Source organism: Halobacillus aidingensis, from assembly GCF_900104185.1.
Lineage (GTDB): Bacteria > Bacillota > Bacilli > Bacillales > Halobacillaceae > Halobacillus > Halobacillus aidingensis.
This window is the reverse complement of sequence record NZ_FNIZ01000013.1, coordinates 70693-86908: the sequence shown is the minus strand read 5'-3', so window position 1 is coordinate 86908 and position 16216 is coordinate 70693. Positions and strand designations below refer to the sequence as shown.

Genomic DNA, 16216 nt, shown 5'->3' with positions numbered 1-16216 from the left:
CATTATACATGATTTTTTCTTCTATTAATAAATGATAAGTACACATCGATAGGTAGTCACATTGAAGTGGTACCTAAGTGTTACCAACTCCATAAAATGATGCTTTCACCTTATATCCGACTATACCTTTGGTCTGATATGTTCATATAATACGAGGAAGTCTAGAAAGGAGACTGACTACTATGAAAACTGTTGTCATAGATGCTGGTCACGGAGGGTCGGATCCGGGCGCGACTTATCGCGGTTACCAGGAGAAGACCTTCAATTTGTCTATTGCCATGAATGTCCAACGCATCCTTTCGCAAAATTATCAAGTGAGAATTCTCATGACACGAACGACAGACGTTACGTTATCCCTTGATGCCCGTACAAGTCTTGCTAACCGGGAAAACGCCGACTTTTTCCTATCGATCCACAACAATGCAGCTGGAGGAAGCGGATTCGAAACGTATATTTATAACGGCCCGTTGAGTCCGAATACGCGCACCTATCAAAATATCATTCACGATACCACTTATCGTGCGATCAGAGGTTACAATGTGCGCGACCGTGGCAAAAAGCGCGCCAATCTATATGTAACGAGGGAAACGGATATGAGCTCCCTGCTCGTCGAAGTGCTGTTCGTCGACAATCCCGGCGACCTCGCCCTGCTCAGAAATTCCGCCTTCATCAATGATGTAAGCCGTGGTATCGCAGAAGGAGTTGCGGATGCCCTCAATCTGCCGAAAATGCCTACACCTGCCCCAACGCCTCCTGGGGATGACACGTTATACAGGGTCATTGCAGGATCTTTCCGTAATAGAGAGAATGCCGAGCAGCTGATCGAGTCGCTCGCAGGCCAAGGGTTCCCTGGCTTTGTCGTACCGACGACGATCTCAGGCACAACGTATTACCGTGTGCAAACAGGCGCTTTTTCTAGTGAAGAAAACGCGAAAGAACAGGTAGAGCGTCTGAAGCGCATCGGAATTACGAATGCCTTCATCATACGCGGTGAAGATGCCCCTGCTCCTCCACAGCCGGAACCGGAAGAGCCGGAAGACGGCTTGTACCGCGTCATCGCAGGATCGTTCCGAAACCGTGAGAATGCCGAAGAAAGAGTCGCGGCTCTCGCACAGGAAGGCATCGACGGCTTCATCGTCGAAGCAGAGATCAACGGAGTGACCTATTACCGTGTCCAGACCGGAGCCTACTCCGACAGGGAAAACGCCGAGGCCCAAGTGGAACGGCTCAAGTCCATCGGCATCTCTGGTGCATTCATCATCGGTGGACCATCGAGTGAGCCAGATCCAGAGCCTGAGCCGGAACCGGAACCTCCCGTCGACGATGGCGGTTATAAGATCCTCGGCGATATGTATTTGACGTCCTGTCAGCTCGATGCTTACGCTAAAACCGTCAACCCTGACGCCCCGGACCTCGGCCGCTTTTATTTGAAATATGGAGAAGCTTACGGCATCCGCGGCGACGTCGCTTTCGCCCAGGCCCTTAATGAAACGAACTACTTCCGTTTCACAGGTGATGTGCGAGCGGATCAAAACAACTACGCCGGCATCGGCGCGACCGGTGGCGGCGTTCGTGGTGCCACTTTTGACACACCAGAAGAAGGCGTCCACGCCCACATCCAGCACCTTTACGCCTATGCATCAAAAGATCCGATTCCAGCCGGTTTGGAAAAAGTCGACCCGCGCTTCGACCTCGTCACGCGCGGCCTCGCACCGACGTGGACCCGCTTGAACGGCCGATGGGCTGTTCCAGGGGATACGTATGGTCAGCTGATTTTGCAGCTTCATGAGCGGAATATCAATCATGCGCTTGAAGAGATGGATGTGCAGCGGGGACAGTTGAATGATGTGCTTGATGAGATATAAAAATGAGCCAGTCTCCTTTCAAGGAGTACTGGCTTTTTTGTACATGTATATTAAAAGATGGTTGCGACCCAAATGAGTAAGAACGCAAACGCTATAGCGGCTACGAGGTGAACCCAATTCCCCTTCATTTTCCCCTTTGCAATATCAAAGTCCCTAAGAATAATCGCTCCCCATCCCGCAACAACCAATAGAATAATGATGACTGACATAATCGAATCATTCATAATAGCCCTCCATTTACTGTTCCATAGGACTCTATTACCTGGAAAGTTCGCTTACAAAACTACAATAAGCAAATAGAGGTCCATGCTAAAAGAAGTGGTCTTTGGACAGAAAACGATCAGGGTAAGAAGTTGGGCTATATTCAAGTGACTGCGTTAGACATGAAATAAATGAAAGAGTGAATCGTGCCTTCCTTTCACTTTGTTGGATCGCTGAAGCGCCAAAAAGAGAGTACTGATCCTGAAAAGACGTTTCATATTAATGAGAAAGCGCCATTCTGTATAACTTGTCGTCATTTTCCTGTTCTGTTCCTCGACCATCTAAATTATTACTAATAAAGTAAAGGAATCCACCTTCAATGAAAACATCTCGAATTCTGCCAAGACCTGTGATCAGTTCTCGATGTTCATTCGTTTCTAAATCAAATTCCAAAACAGCCGTTCCTCTAAGAGCGGCAACGTATAATTTGTCATCATTATCGGCCATTCCGGATGGAGCCCATGTTGTTTCGCTTCCTGAAGTGAATAAAGGGGAAATCAGACCTTCTCGTTCTTCTTCTCCTTCAATCATCGGCCAACCGTAGTTTTGACCAGCTTCAATCCGATTCACTTCATCATTGGCATTCTCCCCATGTTCACTTGCATACATCGTCCCATCTGATAACCAAGTCATCCCTTGAGGATTTCGGTGTCCAAAGCTATAGACGTAGGAATCCGGAAATGGGTTATCATCCGGGATCGATCCATCTACGTTCATCCTTAAAATTTTGCCGCCTAATGAATCAAGATCCTGTGCGATTTCACGTTCAGAAGCATCTCCTGTTGCTGCATAAAGTTTTTCATCAGGGCCGATCTTAATTCTTCCTCCATGATGGTATGTGCCGCTGGGAATTTGGTCAAGAAGCAGATCTTCTTCCCTCCACCCATCATTTTCCAATCGGAGGGTTACAATACGATTAAATTGATCTTCCTTATCTTCATACGTATAATAAGCATAGGCAAGGTTCGATTCCGAAAAGTCAGGAGCTAGTACAAACCCAAGTAAGCCTGCTTCTGATGCTGTGGATACTTCTTCTTCAAGCTCCACCCTTTGTCGTTCTACTTCCCCCTCTTCTATTTTGACAATGTTCCCTGACCTTTCTGTTAAATAGAATGTATCTTCCGATTTTTGGATCGACCACGGAACCTTCAGATTTTCTGCCATAACTTCTACATCTTCAACAGGCAGTGACGATTCTTCTTCCGGGTGATCAGAAGAATCATGTTGTTCATTTTCAGAACAACCTGCTATTAAAAAAACAGCTGTTATAGATAACGCTAAGATTTTTTTCAATTTTATACATTCCTCCCTATCCTACCTTCATCTATGGTTAATCTTTCGGATCATTGGATTTTATGTTTTTATATACCCCAAATAAATAGGAATAAATGTTCTCAATCGTTTAGTCGTCCATTACCAGCCTCACTGATCCATTTTTTTCAATGACAGCTGTAAAATCATCATTCATCTAAAGGCTCTATCTTTGATACCAGCTTATCCCCTTGCACTTTTCGCTATATACCATTAAAGTATATAATGGTTCAAATCCTGCCTGAATGGTAATGGATATAGAGGAAACATTAACATCCACAACAACAACTACGATCATTCTTATAAAGAAAGGGTTCAGATATATATGAAAGAAAATTTCTGGCATGAGTTGCCGAAACCGTTTTTTGTACTGGCACCGATGGAAGCCGTGACGGACGTCGTGTTCCGTCATGTTGTAAGTGAAGCGGCGAGACCTGACGTGTTTTTCACAGAGTTCACGAATACGGAAAGCTACTGCCATCCAAAAGGAAAAGACAGCGTACGCGGGCGTCTGACGTTCACAGAAGATGAACAGCCGATCGTCGCCCACATTTGGGGAGACAAACCCGAATACTTCCGTCAAATGAGTATCGGGATGGCCGAAATGGGTTACAAAGGAATCGATATCAACATGGGATGCCCTGCTCCGAACGTTGCGACGAAAGGGAAAGGCTGCGGACTGATCCGTCGTCCTGATGTCGCAGCCGAGATTATCCAGGAATCCAAAGCCGGAGGGCTTCCTGTCAGTGTGAAGACCCGTCTCGGTTATACGGAAGTGGATGAATGGCGCACATGGCTGAAGCACCTATTGGAACAGGATATCGTCAACCTTTCCATCCACCTTCGTACGAAAAAAGAAATGAGTAATGTCGACGCACACTGGGAGCTGATTCCGGAGATCAAGAAACTCCGTGACGAAGTAGCTCCACATACGCTTCTGACGATCAATGGAGATATCCCTGACCGTCAAAAAGGGCTTGAACTCGTGGAGAAGTACGGCGTAGACGGAGTCATGATCGGACGTGGGGTCTTCCACAACCCGTTCTGCTTCGAAACCGAAAAGAAAGAGCATACGAGTGAAGAACTGCTCGATCTGCTGCGTCTGCAGCTCGACCTGCATGATAAGTATTCAAGAGAACTCGAGCCTCGCCTCTTCAAACCGCTCCGCCGCTTCTTCAAGATTTACGTGCGCGGCTTCCGTGGTGCAGGGGAGTTGAGAAATCAGCTGATGAATACAGAGTCTACGGATGAAGTACGTGAGCTGTTGGATGAGTTCACGGAGAATGAAGGAGTTAAGGAAGAACAAAGTTTTTCGATTTCTTAATTTATAACAACCAATATCTAGAGAGAAAAGCCATCGATGCTTTTCTCTCTTTTTTCATTTGGCTCTGGTAGAATCCATGAAGTAATTTTTATAGAAGATAGACTCTGTTAAAGTTTAATAAAAAACAGAACTTCCGCAAAGTTGGAAGTTCTGTTTGGTTTTATAGGACTTTCAGCAAAGTTGAAACTTATTCATCCCATTTCAAAAGTTCAGCAATAACGTCAGAGCTACCGGGAAGCAATAATAATGATAAGGACAATACTATAAACCCAATACCAATTACAAATAGAAAAATTACTATTTTAACTGAACGAGGCACATCCTTTTTAAGTGCTCCAATTATAATTAGTACAATTCCGATAACGAGTAAGAATAAATAATAAAATCCCATCGAGACACTCCTCATAATTTTTCCTTCTTTAAAGAATATGTTCAAATACTTGAATTAAGAAATAACCTTTATAAAGTAAATTTAGATAATCTAAGGGTATCATAGGTCTCGATATTTGGAAATATATTCCCTTTTACCATCATATCATTCATCGTCACTTCATTTCCCTGATGATGGATAATCTCTCTAACTCCTGAAACCAGGTCAGGTAATGATTGAGATCCTTCGCTGCTACACCATTAAAACGCTGGATCCACGCTTTCAGCCGTCGGTGGTAGTTATTGAACGTTCTGGATCTGATAAAGCCCCTTGGTGCGGATGATCAACAACAAACTTTAACAGAACCAAAAAATAAAAGCATGGACCCCATCCATGCTTTTTCCTAAGATATTAAGCTTCAAGCCCTGTGTAATGAACATCATCATAAACACGCCCGAGCGATGTGTGCAGACGTTTAGAAATACTCTCCGCCTTTTCCATCGACGTATCGGTTTTAACAACAATCGTTTCGAAGTTTCTCTTCATACTTTTATTGGGCCATACATTCACGAATACGTCATATAACGAGTCATCTTCCTCGGTCGCCTGCAAGTAAGAGATCGTGATATAGTTTCCGCCAATATCTTCTATTTTTTGTGTAATTTGATTATAATCCATCTGTTTCACCTCTAATAATAATTAATCTTCTGCTCAAGAAGCCAAAGAATGCCTTATCTACTATACATGAATTAGAGGGAAGATGATAGTCCGTTTTTGACCTGGGATTAGGAATAAACCATTCTGTGGAGAAGGACGCAGTGTAGTCTTTATATAAGCGGTGTTTTTCTGGTGAGTTCAATGTTTGAGTAGTTTCAAGGATATCGTCTGCTCGCCTCTACTCATCGTTCCTCCCTCTCATTCGACTGTAGCAACGAACCAACTTCAAAAGCGCCTTCCATTTAATTGTGCCCTCCCCACCTTCTCTAGAAGGGAAGCCTCTATTTTTCCTTGATAATGCCGTTTGAATGATGAAAGTTCTTCATCTGAGATCGAAATCTCATCCCCGCGCCTCCGCTTCAATACTTTCTCCACGGTTTTTGAAAAAGGAGAATTCAACGCCCACTGGCCGGCCTCATCCTTCGAGTAGATGCGTTCATCTTCCATATAATAATAGATCCGGAGAATATTCAACACACTATAAACCGGGTCCTTCTCGACATTTTCCAGACAATCCTCATAGTCGCTCAAGATCGAATTCACATAGTCCTCTTTCGGAACGGGAGGGAATACTTCATCGGCCGGCTTTCCGAACAACACACACCCGCTGTGATGGATGATGGTCAGATGAGCGGCCAAGTCTGCGTCTTTACGTACTTCTTCGTCAGAAAAAGTAGATTCTCCTGCAAGGAAACGATTCCTCCAGTCCTCGCTATAGTGGTAATCAAACGGGCACGGGTGCTGCCATTCGTCCAGTTGACGGCGGTTCAATACAGAGATTTCAATCGGATAAGGAGAGCCCGAACGCTCGAGCAGAAAATCTGTCAGCTGGACGGCATCCATCCGGGACATCGGCCTTTCCGTCACGACGATCAAATCGACATCACTATTCGCAGGCACAAACCCGCCTAATACGAGCGAACCATGCAGATACACGCCTGTTAAATTCTCACCGAAAATTTCATAGAACTTCTCCGTACAACCTACGAGAAAAGAATCAACCATTGATTTACCCTCCTAGACTTTTTGAAGATGAGTGTCCTTGAAACCGGTCGGATATTTCAACCCATACCCGAGCATCCTGTCCATCCCGTTATGTGCCATCCAGATCAAGCTGATCATCAAGAGCCCATCCAGGGATGCGAGATTAGCAGCTACGATGAACAATAACGGTAGAACGTAACTATGGGAAAGGTTATAGACAACCGCCCCTACTCTCTCATTGACGAGGTATCCGAGCATGGAAATGTCGAAGATCAATAAAAGGAATACGAATGCGAGCCAGCTAAAATCATTTTGCTGGTAAAAATATAGGCTTGCCATGAATACGATAGCTCCTTCTACATGCAGGAGAAATTTCGGCATTCTATCTCCTCCTATGGAACAATCTTTGTATCAATATCCATCCATTCCTATTCTGATGGAAATCCTTGTATGTCAAAGATATCATTTTTCACTAATGAATACTTCATATCCTGATAAACCTTAACAAATTGTTTATGTTCATCGATCTGAAAATGAACGGTCATATCCCCCTCCAGATAGCTCGGGATTTTAAACAAAAGAAGCGTTGGGTGATGGAATCCCAAACGCTCTGTTTACTACAAAGGCGTCATTACCTAATTTGGAGCAGTCCGCCTCGATCTGTATATCTAACTCTAGTGAAAATTCCTTCTTCATTTGTATTTATTCTACCTTTAACGATTGTAGAATTTCTTTCCCCATCTTTACTATAGTCGACATCGATTTCAAAAGCGAAGGCGTTATTTTTTTCATCTTCTTCAATGTTCATGTCTTTCACTTTCAATTGATACTCGTTATCATGCGCACGGGTGATAAATGCCAATCCCTTGGCCTTGTCTACAAAATTCTCATATCCTTTTTCGCTGAAATAAGGTTTATACGTACCATATAAATATTCATTTAACTCGTCTCTGGTCCCCTCAGAAAAGAGTTCTTTTACCTCTTCATTTGGAGCGGTAAACTCATGTTTCAGAAATTCCCGCACTTTTTCGGTAGTCTCATCATGATTGTTAGGAGATGTGTTATTAGAAGACTTCGTGTTTGAGTCCTCTTCTCCTGCAGAACTTGAATTTGAGTTTGAACATGCTGTGATGACGAAGAAGATGGATAGTATAGTTGCTGCGACTAAAAAAATTCTTTTCACCTTAAAAATCCTCCTTACATTCCTTCTACCTTTATTACAAAGGCTTATTATTATTGATTCCCGCTCCCTTAATAGGAAAAATTATTCATTATTGTAATTAATAAGTAATGACCACTGTAAAAGCAGTAAATTGGATGGCTGTTTCTCAGAGGATCCTTGAAAATTCACTTAAACAGGACTATATACAGCAAGTTCTTTCATATCCTCCAGTTGAGTTCTTTTAGATTCTCAAGTTGTTCCATAGAGGTTTATGTGAAATTGTGAAACATTGTCCCACCTTCTTACGTATATTCATATCAAAAGGCAGATAGATCCCCTACAAAGAAGCACCAGACAATGACTTCCACCCCTCCCTCTCATTGGGAAATGACGTAGGCATATCTTAGTCTGAAACCCCATTTTGTGGTATTCTTGAAGTATCTATAAATACATGGAGTCGCGGAAAAAGGAAAGACGGAAAAGGGGCTGACGAAGCATGGAAAACCTCAATTCTTTTATGCTTGAGAATTTGGAAAAAGCATTCATGCCACATACCTCCGAATATCAGCGCTACATTGATTTTCAAACGATGAGAGATATGAAGCAAGTGATCAAAGGAAAACGCCCTGTTTATTTTGATCTGGATATAAAAGAACTGGTAGAGATGAACAATAGATATATTATGGATGGATTTTGGAACGGTGTCTTCTTCTCCGCCGTGATCCCCAAGTCCAATACATTCAGAGGGACCCTCGAGTTTTACGGCAAGCCGCCGAAAATGCTGCTGGGCCGCTTTGAATGGATCGAAGAAGAAAAAGCCTTCCTCCCTACTTTCTTGAAAGAAGAATTCACTAGGAAAAAAGGACTCGGAGGCACACTGAGAGATTTTTCAGAAGTACTGTTTGAACATCTGAATACCTATGTCGATCACATGGAAGTATCCGGAGAGAGTACAATGTTTAAACATCCGGAAGAACCGATCTTCGAAGACTGGGACTTCCCGTTTCTCGAGAACCACCCGGACCTTCAACAGGAGTGGACGTCTTTGAAGGAACGGACAGAGAAACAGTTCAGACGGATGGAAGAACTCGACATCGAAGAACAATACGCCCTTGAGACGATGATGGATAAAGACGTCCCTGACTTCATTGCCTCGTTCCAGCGATTGTCATATGAAAACAAGGAAAACCGGAAACATGAACTGGTGGAGACGATGTATGATCTCCAGAAGTTCATTGAAACACTGGAGCGAAAAGAAGAAGAAAGCCATACGCAAAACTTTGCCAGAAGCAAAGGAATCATTGCTTCGAAATATAACAAAGAGGATGAAAACTTCCTTTCGCGAAAGTAAACGACCGTTTTGTTTTTCATAAACCCAACGAATGACATACAGGAGGTATGGACATGAGTAAACATTCTCCCTATAAAGATAAAGAAGCAGAAATGAACCAACAGGACCTGAGAGAAGCGATGACGCTTATTGAAAAAGAGGATATCGACCGCCTGAACGAAGAGGCTGAAGCCTACGCAGTAAGGTTCGATTCATCCAGGGACGATTCCCTATCTGATGTGATGAGAGAGCTCGGAGACCTTGGAGAAAAAGAACAGCGCGTCGCAGGAGAAACGATGGAAACATTGAAGCGCCCTGTCAACGACCTCATGACCAAAGGCAACAACGACATCCCCGATACGTTGAAAGAACTCGAAACGATCGTATCGGACCTTGATCCGAAGCGCACCGAAGGCAATGGCGTGCAGAAGTTCTTTTATAAACTAAGCAAAAAGCAGCCCATCGACCGCTACATGAAGAAGTATGAAACGGTTGACTCGAAAATTGATATGGTCGTCCGCAGTCTCTTAGCCGGGAAAGACCGACTAGAAGAAGACAGCGTCGAATTACAGCTCATCAAAGTAAACGCCCAGAAACGTATTTATGACTTGGACAAGCAGATCTATCTCGGGAAGAAGCTGTTTGAGCTTTTGAAAGAAAAAGAAGCGACCGGCGAATACGATCTGGCACTCCTTACCGAAGGAAAAGAGAAAATCATTACACGTACGAGAAACATGACGCAGATGAAGAGTGTGCTGCACCAGAGTATTTCTTCTGTCGATATCATTAAGAAAAACAATGAAAAACTGAAGGAATCGATCCGAAATGCGGTGACTCTGACGAAAAATATCATCACTGTCTCCGCTTCGATCCAGTTGGCGTTGAATAATCAGCGGAAAGTGATCGATACGGTGAACGGTGTCAATAAAGCGACCGAGGAGATGCTGCTCTCGAACTCCAGGAATCTGAAGGAAAATGCGGAAGAGACGACAGAGATGATGGAGAATCCGGCTATCAGTATGGAAGCCCTTCAGGAGTCTTTTGATAATGTATTTGATGCATTGAAGACGACGGAGCAGTCGTCGGAGCGGATTATTGCTTCGAGTGAGCAGTTTATCGAAGAGATGGATGCTTTGAATGAAAATGTGCGGAAAAGGTTGTCGCAAACTGGTAGTCATAGAGAAAGAGCGCTTCGTGAATGAAGCGCTCTTTGTTTATTTGCTGGCTTATGCCACATTCTTATCATTGCTTGACCCTGTTCAGCTAAGTGGTAACGCAATATTTTTTATAACATACCAGTCTAAGTCATTTTATATGACTATTTGATTAACTTGTGACATAGCTTTAGGGAATACTTACATCATGCCGCCCATAGTTTCGCCGGGATAAATACAACAAAATAGCTAGTTATAAAGAGCGAAACCTGTTTTATATAAGGGCTGAAGTTATCTCCGTTATGGATTAGTATCTAAAGAATAATTAACATTAGTATGTCATTAAGTATGACATTTTTTTATCTAAAAACAGGTCTTGAGATCAGTTATCTTATGATCATGATATAGCTACACCTCAGTTTTTTTAAACGTTTTCAGTTAACCTCCAGTTATAAACAGATCTTTTTTCCGATAGGTTGTGTATATAACCTCTAAAAGAAAAAGCCTCTTTAGAGTTCCAAGACTCATAAGAGGCTTTAATATTTGAGACATAGATTTAAGAAATCCACTTAATTTACTTTACTCTATACTTTAATCTAACCTTTAGTTGCCCCTGAAGTTAATCCTGATATTAGATAACGTTGAAGATATAAGAATACAGCTGCAATAGGTATTGCTATTAATATTGCACCAGCAGCAAATCGAGTGAAGTTGTTACCAAATTGTTCATTAATAAAATTAAAGAGCCCTAAAGCCAAAGTAAAATTTTCTGGACTTCTCAATATTATACTTGGCAAAATAAAATCCATAAACGGCGTCATAAAATTAAATAAGGCAACTACCGCTAAGATAGGTTTTGCAAGGGGGAGCATAATTGTAAAAAATATACGAAAATGTCCTGCTCCATCTATTTTAGCTGACTCATCCAATTCTCTCGGGAGAGTATCAAAATAACCCTTTACTAAAAATACATTCATTGGAATTGCCCCTCCAATATAAATTAATATTAAACCTGTTAATGTATCTAACATATTAACCAAATTTAATAGCAGATAAAGGGCAACCATCGCCATAAGTACAGGGAACATTTGTAACAACAAAAAAGTATATATACCGTTTTTTCTCCCTATAAAATTATATCTAGAAAAAGCATATGCGATAAGAGAAACAACTATTACAGAACAAATTGATGTGATAGTTGCTACAATTAATGTATTTTTATACCAAAGTAAATAATCACTGCTAGGATCAAAAAAGAGCCACTTATAATGTACAAACGACCAGTTTTCTGGAAACATTGTAGACCCATATAAGCTTGTTCCTGGGTTTAAAGACAAACCTAATGTCCATAACAACGGATAGGAAATGAAGACAAAGACGACTCCAATAAACAAATACATTCCTATTACTTGAAGGTTGCTCTTAGTCTTTCTAGTCACTTACATCTCCCCCTCTTCTTTAAAGGAACGTGTGCGCCTGAATTGATAGAAAGCAAATCCGGCAATTATCAAACCTATAACTATCGATATTGCTGCTGCCATATTATAATTTTGAGTTTCAAAAGTTAAATTATAAACCCATGAAATCAAAATATCCGTACCACCAGCATTCTGTCCCCTTACAGCAGGGCCACCTTGGTTAAAGAGATAGATTATATTAAAATTATTAAAATTTCCTGCATATTGCATGATAAGAATTGGTGCAGTGGCAAACATTACTTGTGGGAATGTGATACTTTTAAATTTTTGCCAACTCGAGGCTCCATCCATATCTGCTGCCTCATACCAATCTTTCGATATACTTTGAAGTATCCCTGTAAATATGGCGAATACAAAAGGGAAGCCTACCCAGACTTGGATACCTATCAACGCAACTTTGGACCAAAATGGATCTGTCATCCAGGGAATCGCTTGATTGAAAAGCGGGCCTAAGATATCGTTATTAATGGCACCAAAATCATTATTAAAAAGGGCAGCAAAGATCAATATAGTGACAAATGCTGGTACAGCCCAGGGTAATATTAACACTGTCCTAATAAACTTCTTGAATTTGATTCTAGGGTCATTCACAAAGATAGCTAGGATTAGTGCTAATGCTATCTGTAAAGTGGTAGCGACTAATGTCCATATAACTGTCCATGAAAAAACACTAAAAAATGTACTCCGCCAAATTGGTACTGTTACTAATGAAATAAAGTTTTCAAACCCTACCCAATTCAATAAATTTTTGGGGGGAGAATTATATAAATTATAATCAGTAAATGCTAAAAGGATCATATATAGTAGTGGGAAAACAACAACAAAAATCAATAAAAATAGTCCTGGTCCTACTAGCACGTATGGAAAACTTTTATCCCAACCATCTTTGAAGCTTTTTCGCAAATCATCATTTTTTCTTCCATGTTTGATTTTAACAGCTTCTTTATAGGCATTTATTAAATTCAATACATAAAAGGTTATTGCAAACCCAGTTATTATAAGAGATATGATCCCTTGAGCAAGTAAAACACGTGAATCATCTAGTCCAGGGATTTCCCCTAAAGTTAAGAGTCCCCAATATCCTATATTTAAAAATTGATAAAAGGATACTACAAAAGCAATGGTTAGTAATAAAAATGTTGTCCCTTTTATAAACTGACGATTATACAATTGTCCTAGTCCAGGAACGATGGATATTGTAACTGCTATCATTGGATTGTGCTTTTGCTTACTCATTTTTTACACCACCTTTTTATTCTCTGGTTAAAGAATGTGAAAGACATTCTTTAACCAGACTTGAGGACTTATCAGTTATTCCCACCTAGCAGTGATATTTGCTCTTTTATGGATGCTTCAGCTTCCTCTAATACTTCTTTAGGGTTCTCCCCTTGAGTAATGAATACTAAAGCATCTCCCATCGGTTCCCAGACTTGAGCCATTGCTGGAATATTTGGAGTAGGCTTAGCATGTTGAAGTTGTTCTTGAATTCCTTGATAGAGTTCACTTTCAATACTCACATCCTCCCGTGCCGGAAGACGTTTAGTATCCTCGAACAGAGACTTAGAGTTTACTGCATTTGTCATAAATAACCCTAAATCTTTCGCCCAATATTTACTTTCACTATATTCTGAGACTGCAAATCCTTTCACCCCTAAAAATGATTGTAAATGTTCCCCATTATAAGTGGGTAGGGGAGCGATTCCTAATTTATCTCCTAACCCCTTCTCAAAATCTGGAATCCCCCACGGTCCTGAAATAATTGCTCCAACTTTTCCGTCCCGAAATAATCCATTCATTACATCGTAGGTAAGGCTCTCTGGGATATATCCATTTTCATGCCATGAGTGAATAATTTCCGCCCCCTCAACAACTTCATCACTTGCTAAACCGATATCACTAGTATCGTATCCTCCTTGCTCATTTTCCCCAAAAACATACCCTCCAGCTGCAGTCAAGAATGGAAATGTAGGGTAAAAATCAGAGGTGATATTTAAAAATCCGAATTCCTTTTGGTCAGCGTTTGTTAACTGTTCAGCAATTTCATTAATATCTTTTATTGTTTTGGGGGGATCAGGAACGAGTTCTTTATTATAAAATAAGCCAATAGTTTCAACTGAAGATGGAATACCTAAAAGCTTGCCATCTACCGTGAATGCTTCCATTGCTGATTCTTGGTATCCTTTTAATTGCTCATCTGTTAATTCAATTTCTGCTGCTAGTCCTTGTAAGTAAGCGTCTCCAATTCGGTCATGTGTTTCATAAAAGAGATCTGGCCCTCTTCCTGCAGGAGCATCTAGAGAGATATCAGCATTTTCTGCAGCCACTACGTTTACCTTAATACCTGTTTCTTCTGTATATTTATCTCCAATGTTTTGAAATGCTGCTTTAGTATCTTCCCATGCCCATAATGTTAACTCTTCAGGTTTTTCGGGTTCTCCCTGTGTTACTTCATTTTGTGTTACTTCTCGTTGCGGCCCACAAGCACTTAAAAATATCGAAAAGACTAATATCAAAAACCCTGCAGATACATAACTTTTATTTAACATTTTGTTTCCTCCCTAGAGTTATTTATTAAACATATAGACACATGACTCAAAAGGTTCAAACGTCATATTTTTCTTTAAGGTGGTTTGTTTTTTAGAATAATTTGTAAGTTCAAGAGAAGCTTGATGGAGATTAAGGTCACTTGGTAATTCAAAGTCCGTTTTTCTGTCAGTCATATTACATATAATCAAACCTTTCTGTCCCTCAAAATCTCTTAAGTAAGCGAAAATCTCAGGATGATCAGGTAATAATAACTGGTAAGAACCATAGACGAATAATTTATGTTTCTTTCTGAGTTGAATTAAATCTTTATAATAATTTAAAATGGAATTCCCCTCTTCCATTTGAGCATCGACATTAATAGAAACATAGTTTTGATTTAATTTTAACCACGTACTTTTTGATGTTGAAAATCCAGCGTTATCATCGGAGTTCCACTGCATCGGTGTTCTAGAATTATCACGGCACTTAGACCAAACTACTTCCATTAAGTCTTCATGAGACCTTCCTTCCTGTTTTTTTAATTTATAGTAATTCAACATTCCAACGTCATTATAGTCCTCAATATTGTCAAACTTAACATTAGTCATTCCAATTTCCTGACCTTGATAGATAAAAGGAGTACCTTGCATCAAAAAATAAACAGTTGCAAGCATTTTAGAACTTTCATTCCAATAATGTTCCTCGTCTCCCCAACATGACACACTCCTTGGAAGATCGTGGTTTTCTAGAAATAAAGCATTCCAGCCTTTACCCTGCAATCCTTCTTGCCATTTTGTTAACGCTTGTTTGAACCCTAAGATATCTTTATTATTCTGGGTACCTTTATCCCATAGATCTACATGATCAAATTGAAATATCATATCAAAGCAGCCATTATCTTCACTGACCCAAAATTCTGAATCCTCCACCGATACTCCTCCTGCTTCTCCCACTGTCATGACATCATAATTTTTTATAGTCTTATCTGAGAATTCACTTAAAAAGTTTTCTATACCCTTTACATTAGTCGTATATTTTGCAGCAGGTACTACATCTAATTTTTCTGAGTTAGGCATATTAGGGAAGCCCGGTTGCCGTTTTATATGAGAGATAGCATCTATACGAAAGCCGTCTATTCCTTTATCAAGCCACCAATTCACCATATTGTACAAAGCATTACGTACCTTTGGATTTTCCCAGTTCAGATCAGGCTGTCGTTTTGAAAATAAATGCATATAGTACTCTTCTGTTTTTTCATCATATTCCCATATTGATCCTCCAAAGATTGACTCCCAATTATTCGGGGGATGACCGTTTTTTCCTTTTTGCCAAATGTACCAATCCCGTTTAGAATTTTCTTTTGAAGAACTTGATTCAATAAACCAAGGATGTTCATCACTTGTATGGTTAATAACTAAATCCATGATTAGTTTCATATCGCGTATATGGACTTCTTCTAACAATTCATTAAAGTCTTCCATACGCCCGAATTCTTCCATAATGTCTTGGTAATCGGAAATATCATAGCCATTGTCATCATTGGGTGATTTATACATAGGGCATATCCAAATAACATCTATTCCCAAATTTCTAAGATAGTCCAATTTCTGAATAATCCCTTGTATATCCCCGATACCGTCACCATTACTATCCATAAAACTTCTTGGGTAAACTTGATAAACTACGCTTTCTTTCCACCACTTTTGTTGCAAGATTATTCACTCCTCAAGTATC

Annotated in this window: 15 protein-coding genes and 1 pseudogene; 4 read left to right on the top strand and 12 right to left on the bottom strand. The window is 40.6% G+C overall.

The annotated features are described in order from the left end of the window. Nucleotides 1–182: 182 nt before the first annotated feature. A complete protein-coding gene (locus tag BLS23_RS13225) occupies nucleotides 183–1865 on the top strand; it encodes an N-acetylmuramoyl-L-alanine amidase (protein ID WP_089653015.1) in 1683 nt (560 codons plus the stop codon). A gap of 50 nt (nucleotides 1866–1915) precedes the next feature. Here the strand turns inward: BLS23_RS13225 and BLS23_RS21780 are convergent, their stop codons facing one another. Both BLS23_RS21780 and BLS23_RS13220 read right to left on the bottom strand, forming a co-directional pair. Then, the gene (locus tag BLS23_RS21780; RefSeq protein WP_167356085.1) at nucleotides 1916–2089 is read right to left on the bottom strand and encodes a hypothetical protein; all 174 of its coding nucleotides are present in this window, start codon (nucleotides 2087–2089) and stop codon (nucleotides 1916–1918) included. 256 nt (nucleotides 2090–2345) lie between these two features. Continuing rightward, nucleotides 2346–3419 carry a PQQ-dependent sugar dehydrogenase gene (locus BLS23_RS13220; RefSeq protein ID WP_244157207.1) on the bottom strand — a complete coding sequence of 358 codons (1074 nt, stop codon included), beginning with the start codon at nucleotides 3417–3419 and terminating at the stop codon, nucleotides 2346–2348. A gap of 343 nt (nucleotides 3420–3762) precedes the next feature. On the opposite strand from BLS23_RS13220, the gene BLS23_RS13215 reads away from it, so the two are divergent. Then, nucleotides 3763–4761, top strand: coding sequence for a tRNA dihydrouridine synthase (locus tag BLS23_RS13215; RefSeq protein ID WP_089653014.1), 999 nt, complete (start codon nucleotides 3763–3765; stop codon nucleotides 4759–4761). 187 nt (nucleotides 4762–4948) lie between these two features. On the opposite strand, the gene BLS23_RS13210 is transcribed toward BLS23_RS13215, so the two are convergent. The 6 genes and pseudogenes from BLS23_RS13210 to BLS23_RS13185 form a co-directional block, all read right to left on the bottom strand. Then, entirely contained in the window at nucleotides 4949–5152 is a 204-nt protein-coding gene (locus tag BLS23_RS13210; RefSeq protein ID WP_089653013.1) for a hypothetical protein, read from the bottom strand. Between the two features lie 68 nt (nucleotides 5153–5220). Further along, nucleotides 5221–5472 (bottom strand): annotated as a pseudogene (locus BLS23_RS13205) (IS1595 family transposase); the annotation flags it as partial. Between the two features lie 70 nt (nucleotides 5473–5542). Further along, the gene (locus BLS23_RS13200) at nucleotides 5543–5809 is read right to left on the bottom strand and encodes a hypothetical protein (RefSeq protein ID WP_089653012.1); all 267 of its coding nucleotides are present in this window, start codon (nucleotides 5807–5809) and stop codon (nucleotides 5543–5545) included. A gap of 264 nt (nucleotides 5810–6073) precedes the next feature. Then, nucleotides 6074–6853, bottom strand: coding sequence for an aminoglycoside adenylyltransferase domain-containing protein (locus BLS23_RS13195; RefSeq protein WP_089653011.1), 780 nt, complete (start codon nucleotides 6851–6853; stop codon nucleotides 6074–6076). A gap of 12 nt (nucleotides 6854–6865) precedes the next feature. Further along, complete coding sequence (locus tag BLS23_RS13190) at nucleotides 6866–7213, bottom strand: DUF4260 domain-containing protein (protein ID WP_089653010.1); 348 nt, start codon at nucleotides 7211–7213, stop codon at nucleotides 6866–6868. Between the two features lie 250 nt (nucleotides 7214–7463). Then, on the bottom strand, nucleotides 7464–8015 hold the full coding sequence (locus tag BLS23_RS13185) for a hypothetical protein (protein WP_089653009.1): 552 nt from the start codon (nucleotides 8013–8015) through the stop codon (nucleotides 7464–7466). Nucleotides 8016–8490: 475 nt separating this feature from the next. On the opposite strand from BLS23_RS13185, the gene BLS23_RS13180 reads away from it, so the two are divergent. Both BLS23_RS13180 and BLS23_RS13175 read left to right on the top strand, forming a co-directional pair. Then, entirely contained in the window at nucleotides 8491–9345 is an 855-nt protein-coding gene (locus BLS23_RS13180) for a hypothetical protein (protein ID WP_089653008.1), read from the top strand. A gap of 53 nt (nucleotides 9346–9398) precedes the next feature. Continuing rightward, nucleotides 9399–10526: a toxic anion resistance protein gene (locus BLS23_RS13175; RefSeq protein WP_089653007.1), complete on the top strand. Its 1128-nt coding sequence runs from the start codon at nucleotides 9399–9401 to the stop codon at nucleotides 10524–10526. A gap of 548 nt (nucleotides 10527–11074) precedes the next feature. On the opposite strand, the gene BLS23_RS13170 is transcribed toward BLS23_RS13175, so the two are convergent. From BLS23_RS13170 to BLS23_RS13155, 4 genes are all read right to left on the bottom strand, one after another. Further along, entirely contained in the window at nucleotides 11075–11917 is an 843-nt protein-coding gene (locus tag BLS23_RS13170) for a sugar ABC transporter permease (protein ID WP_089653006.1), read from the bottom strand. Then, a complete protein-coding gene (locus BLS23_RS13165) occupies nucleotides 11918–13192 on the bottom strand; it encodes a sugar ABC transporter permease (RefSeq protein WP_089653005.1) in 1275 nt (424 codons plus the stop codon). Between the two features lie 71 nt (nucleotides 13193–13263). After that, nucleotides 13264–14502: a sugar ABC transporter substrate-binding protein gene (locus tag BLS23_RS13160; RefSeq protein ID WP_089653004.1), complete on the bottom strand. Its 1239-nt coding sequence runs from the start codon at nucleotides 14500–14502 to the stop codon at nucleotides 13264–13266. Nucleotides 14503–14520: 18 nt separating this feature from the next. Next, nucleotides 14521–16194, bottom strand: a complete 1674-nt coding sequence (locus tag BLS23_RS13155) for a glycoside hydrolase family 13 protein (RefSeq protein WP_089653003.1) — start codon at nucleotides 16192–16194, stop codon at nucleotides 14521–14523. Nucleotides 16195–16216 lie beyond the last annotated feature (22 nt).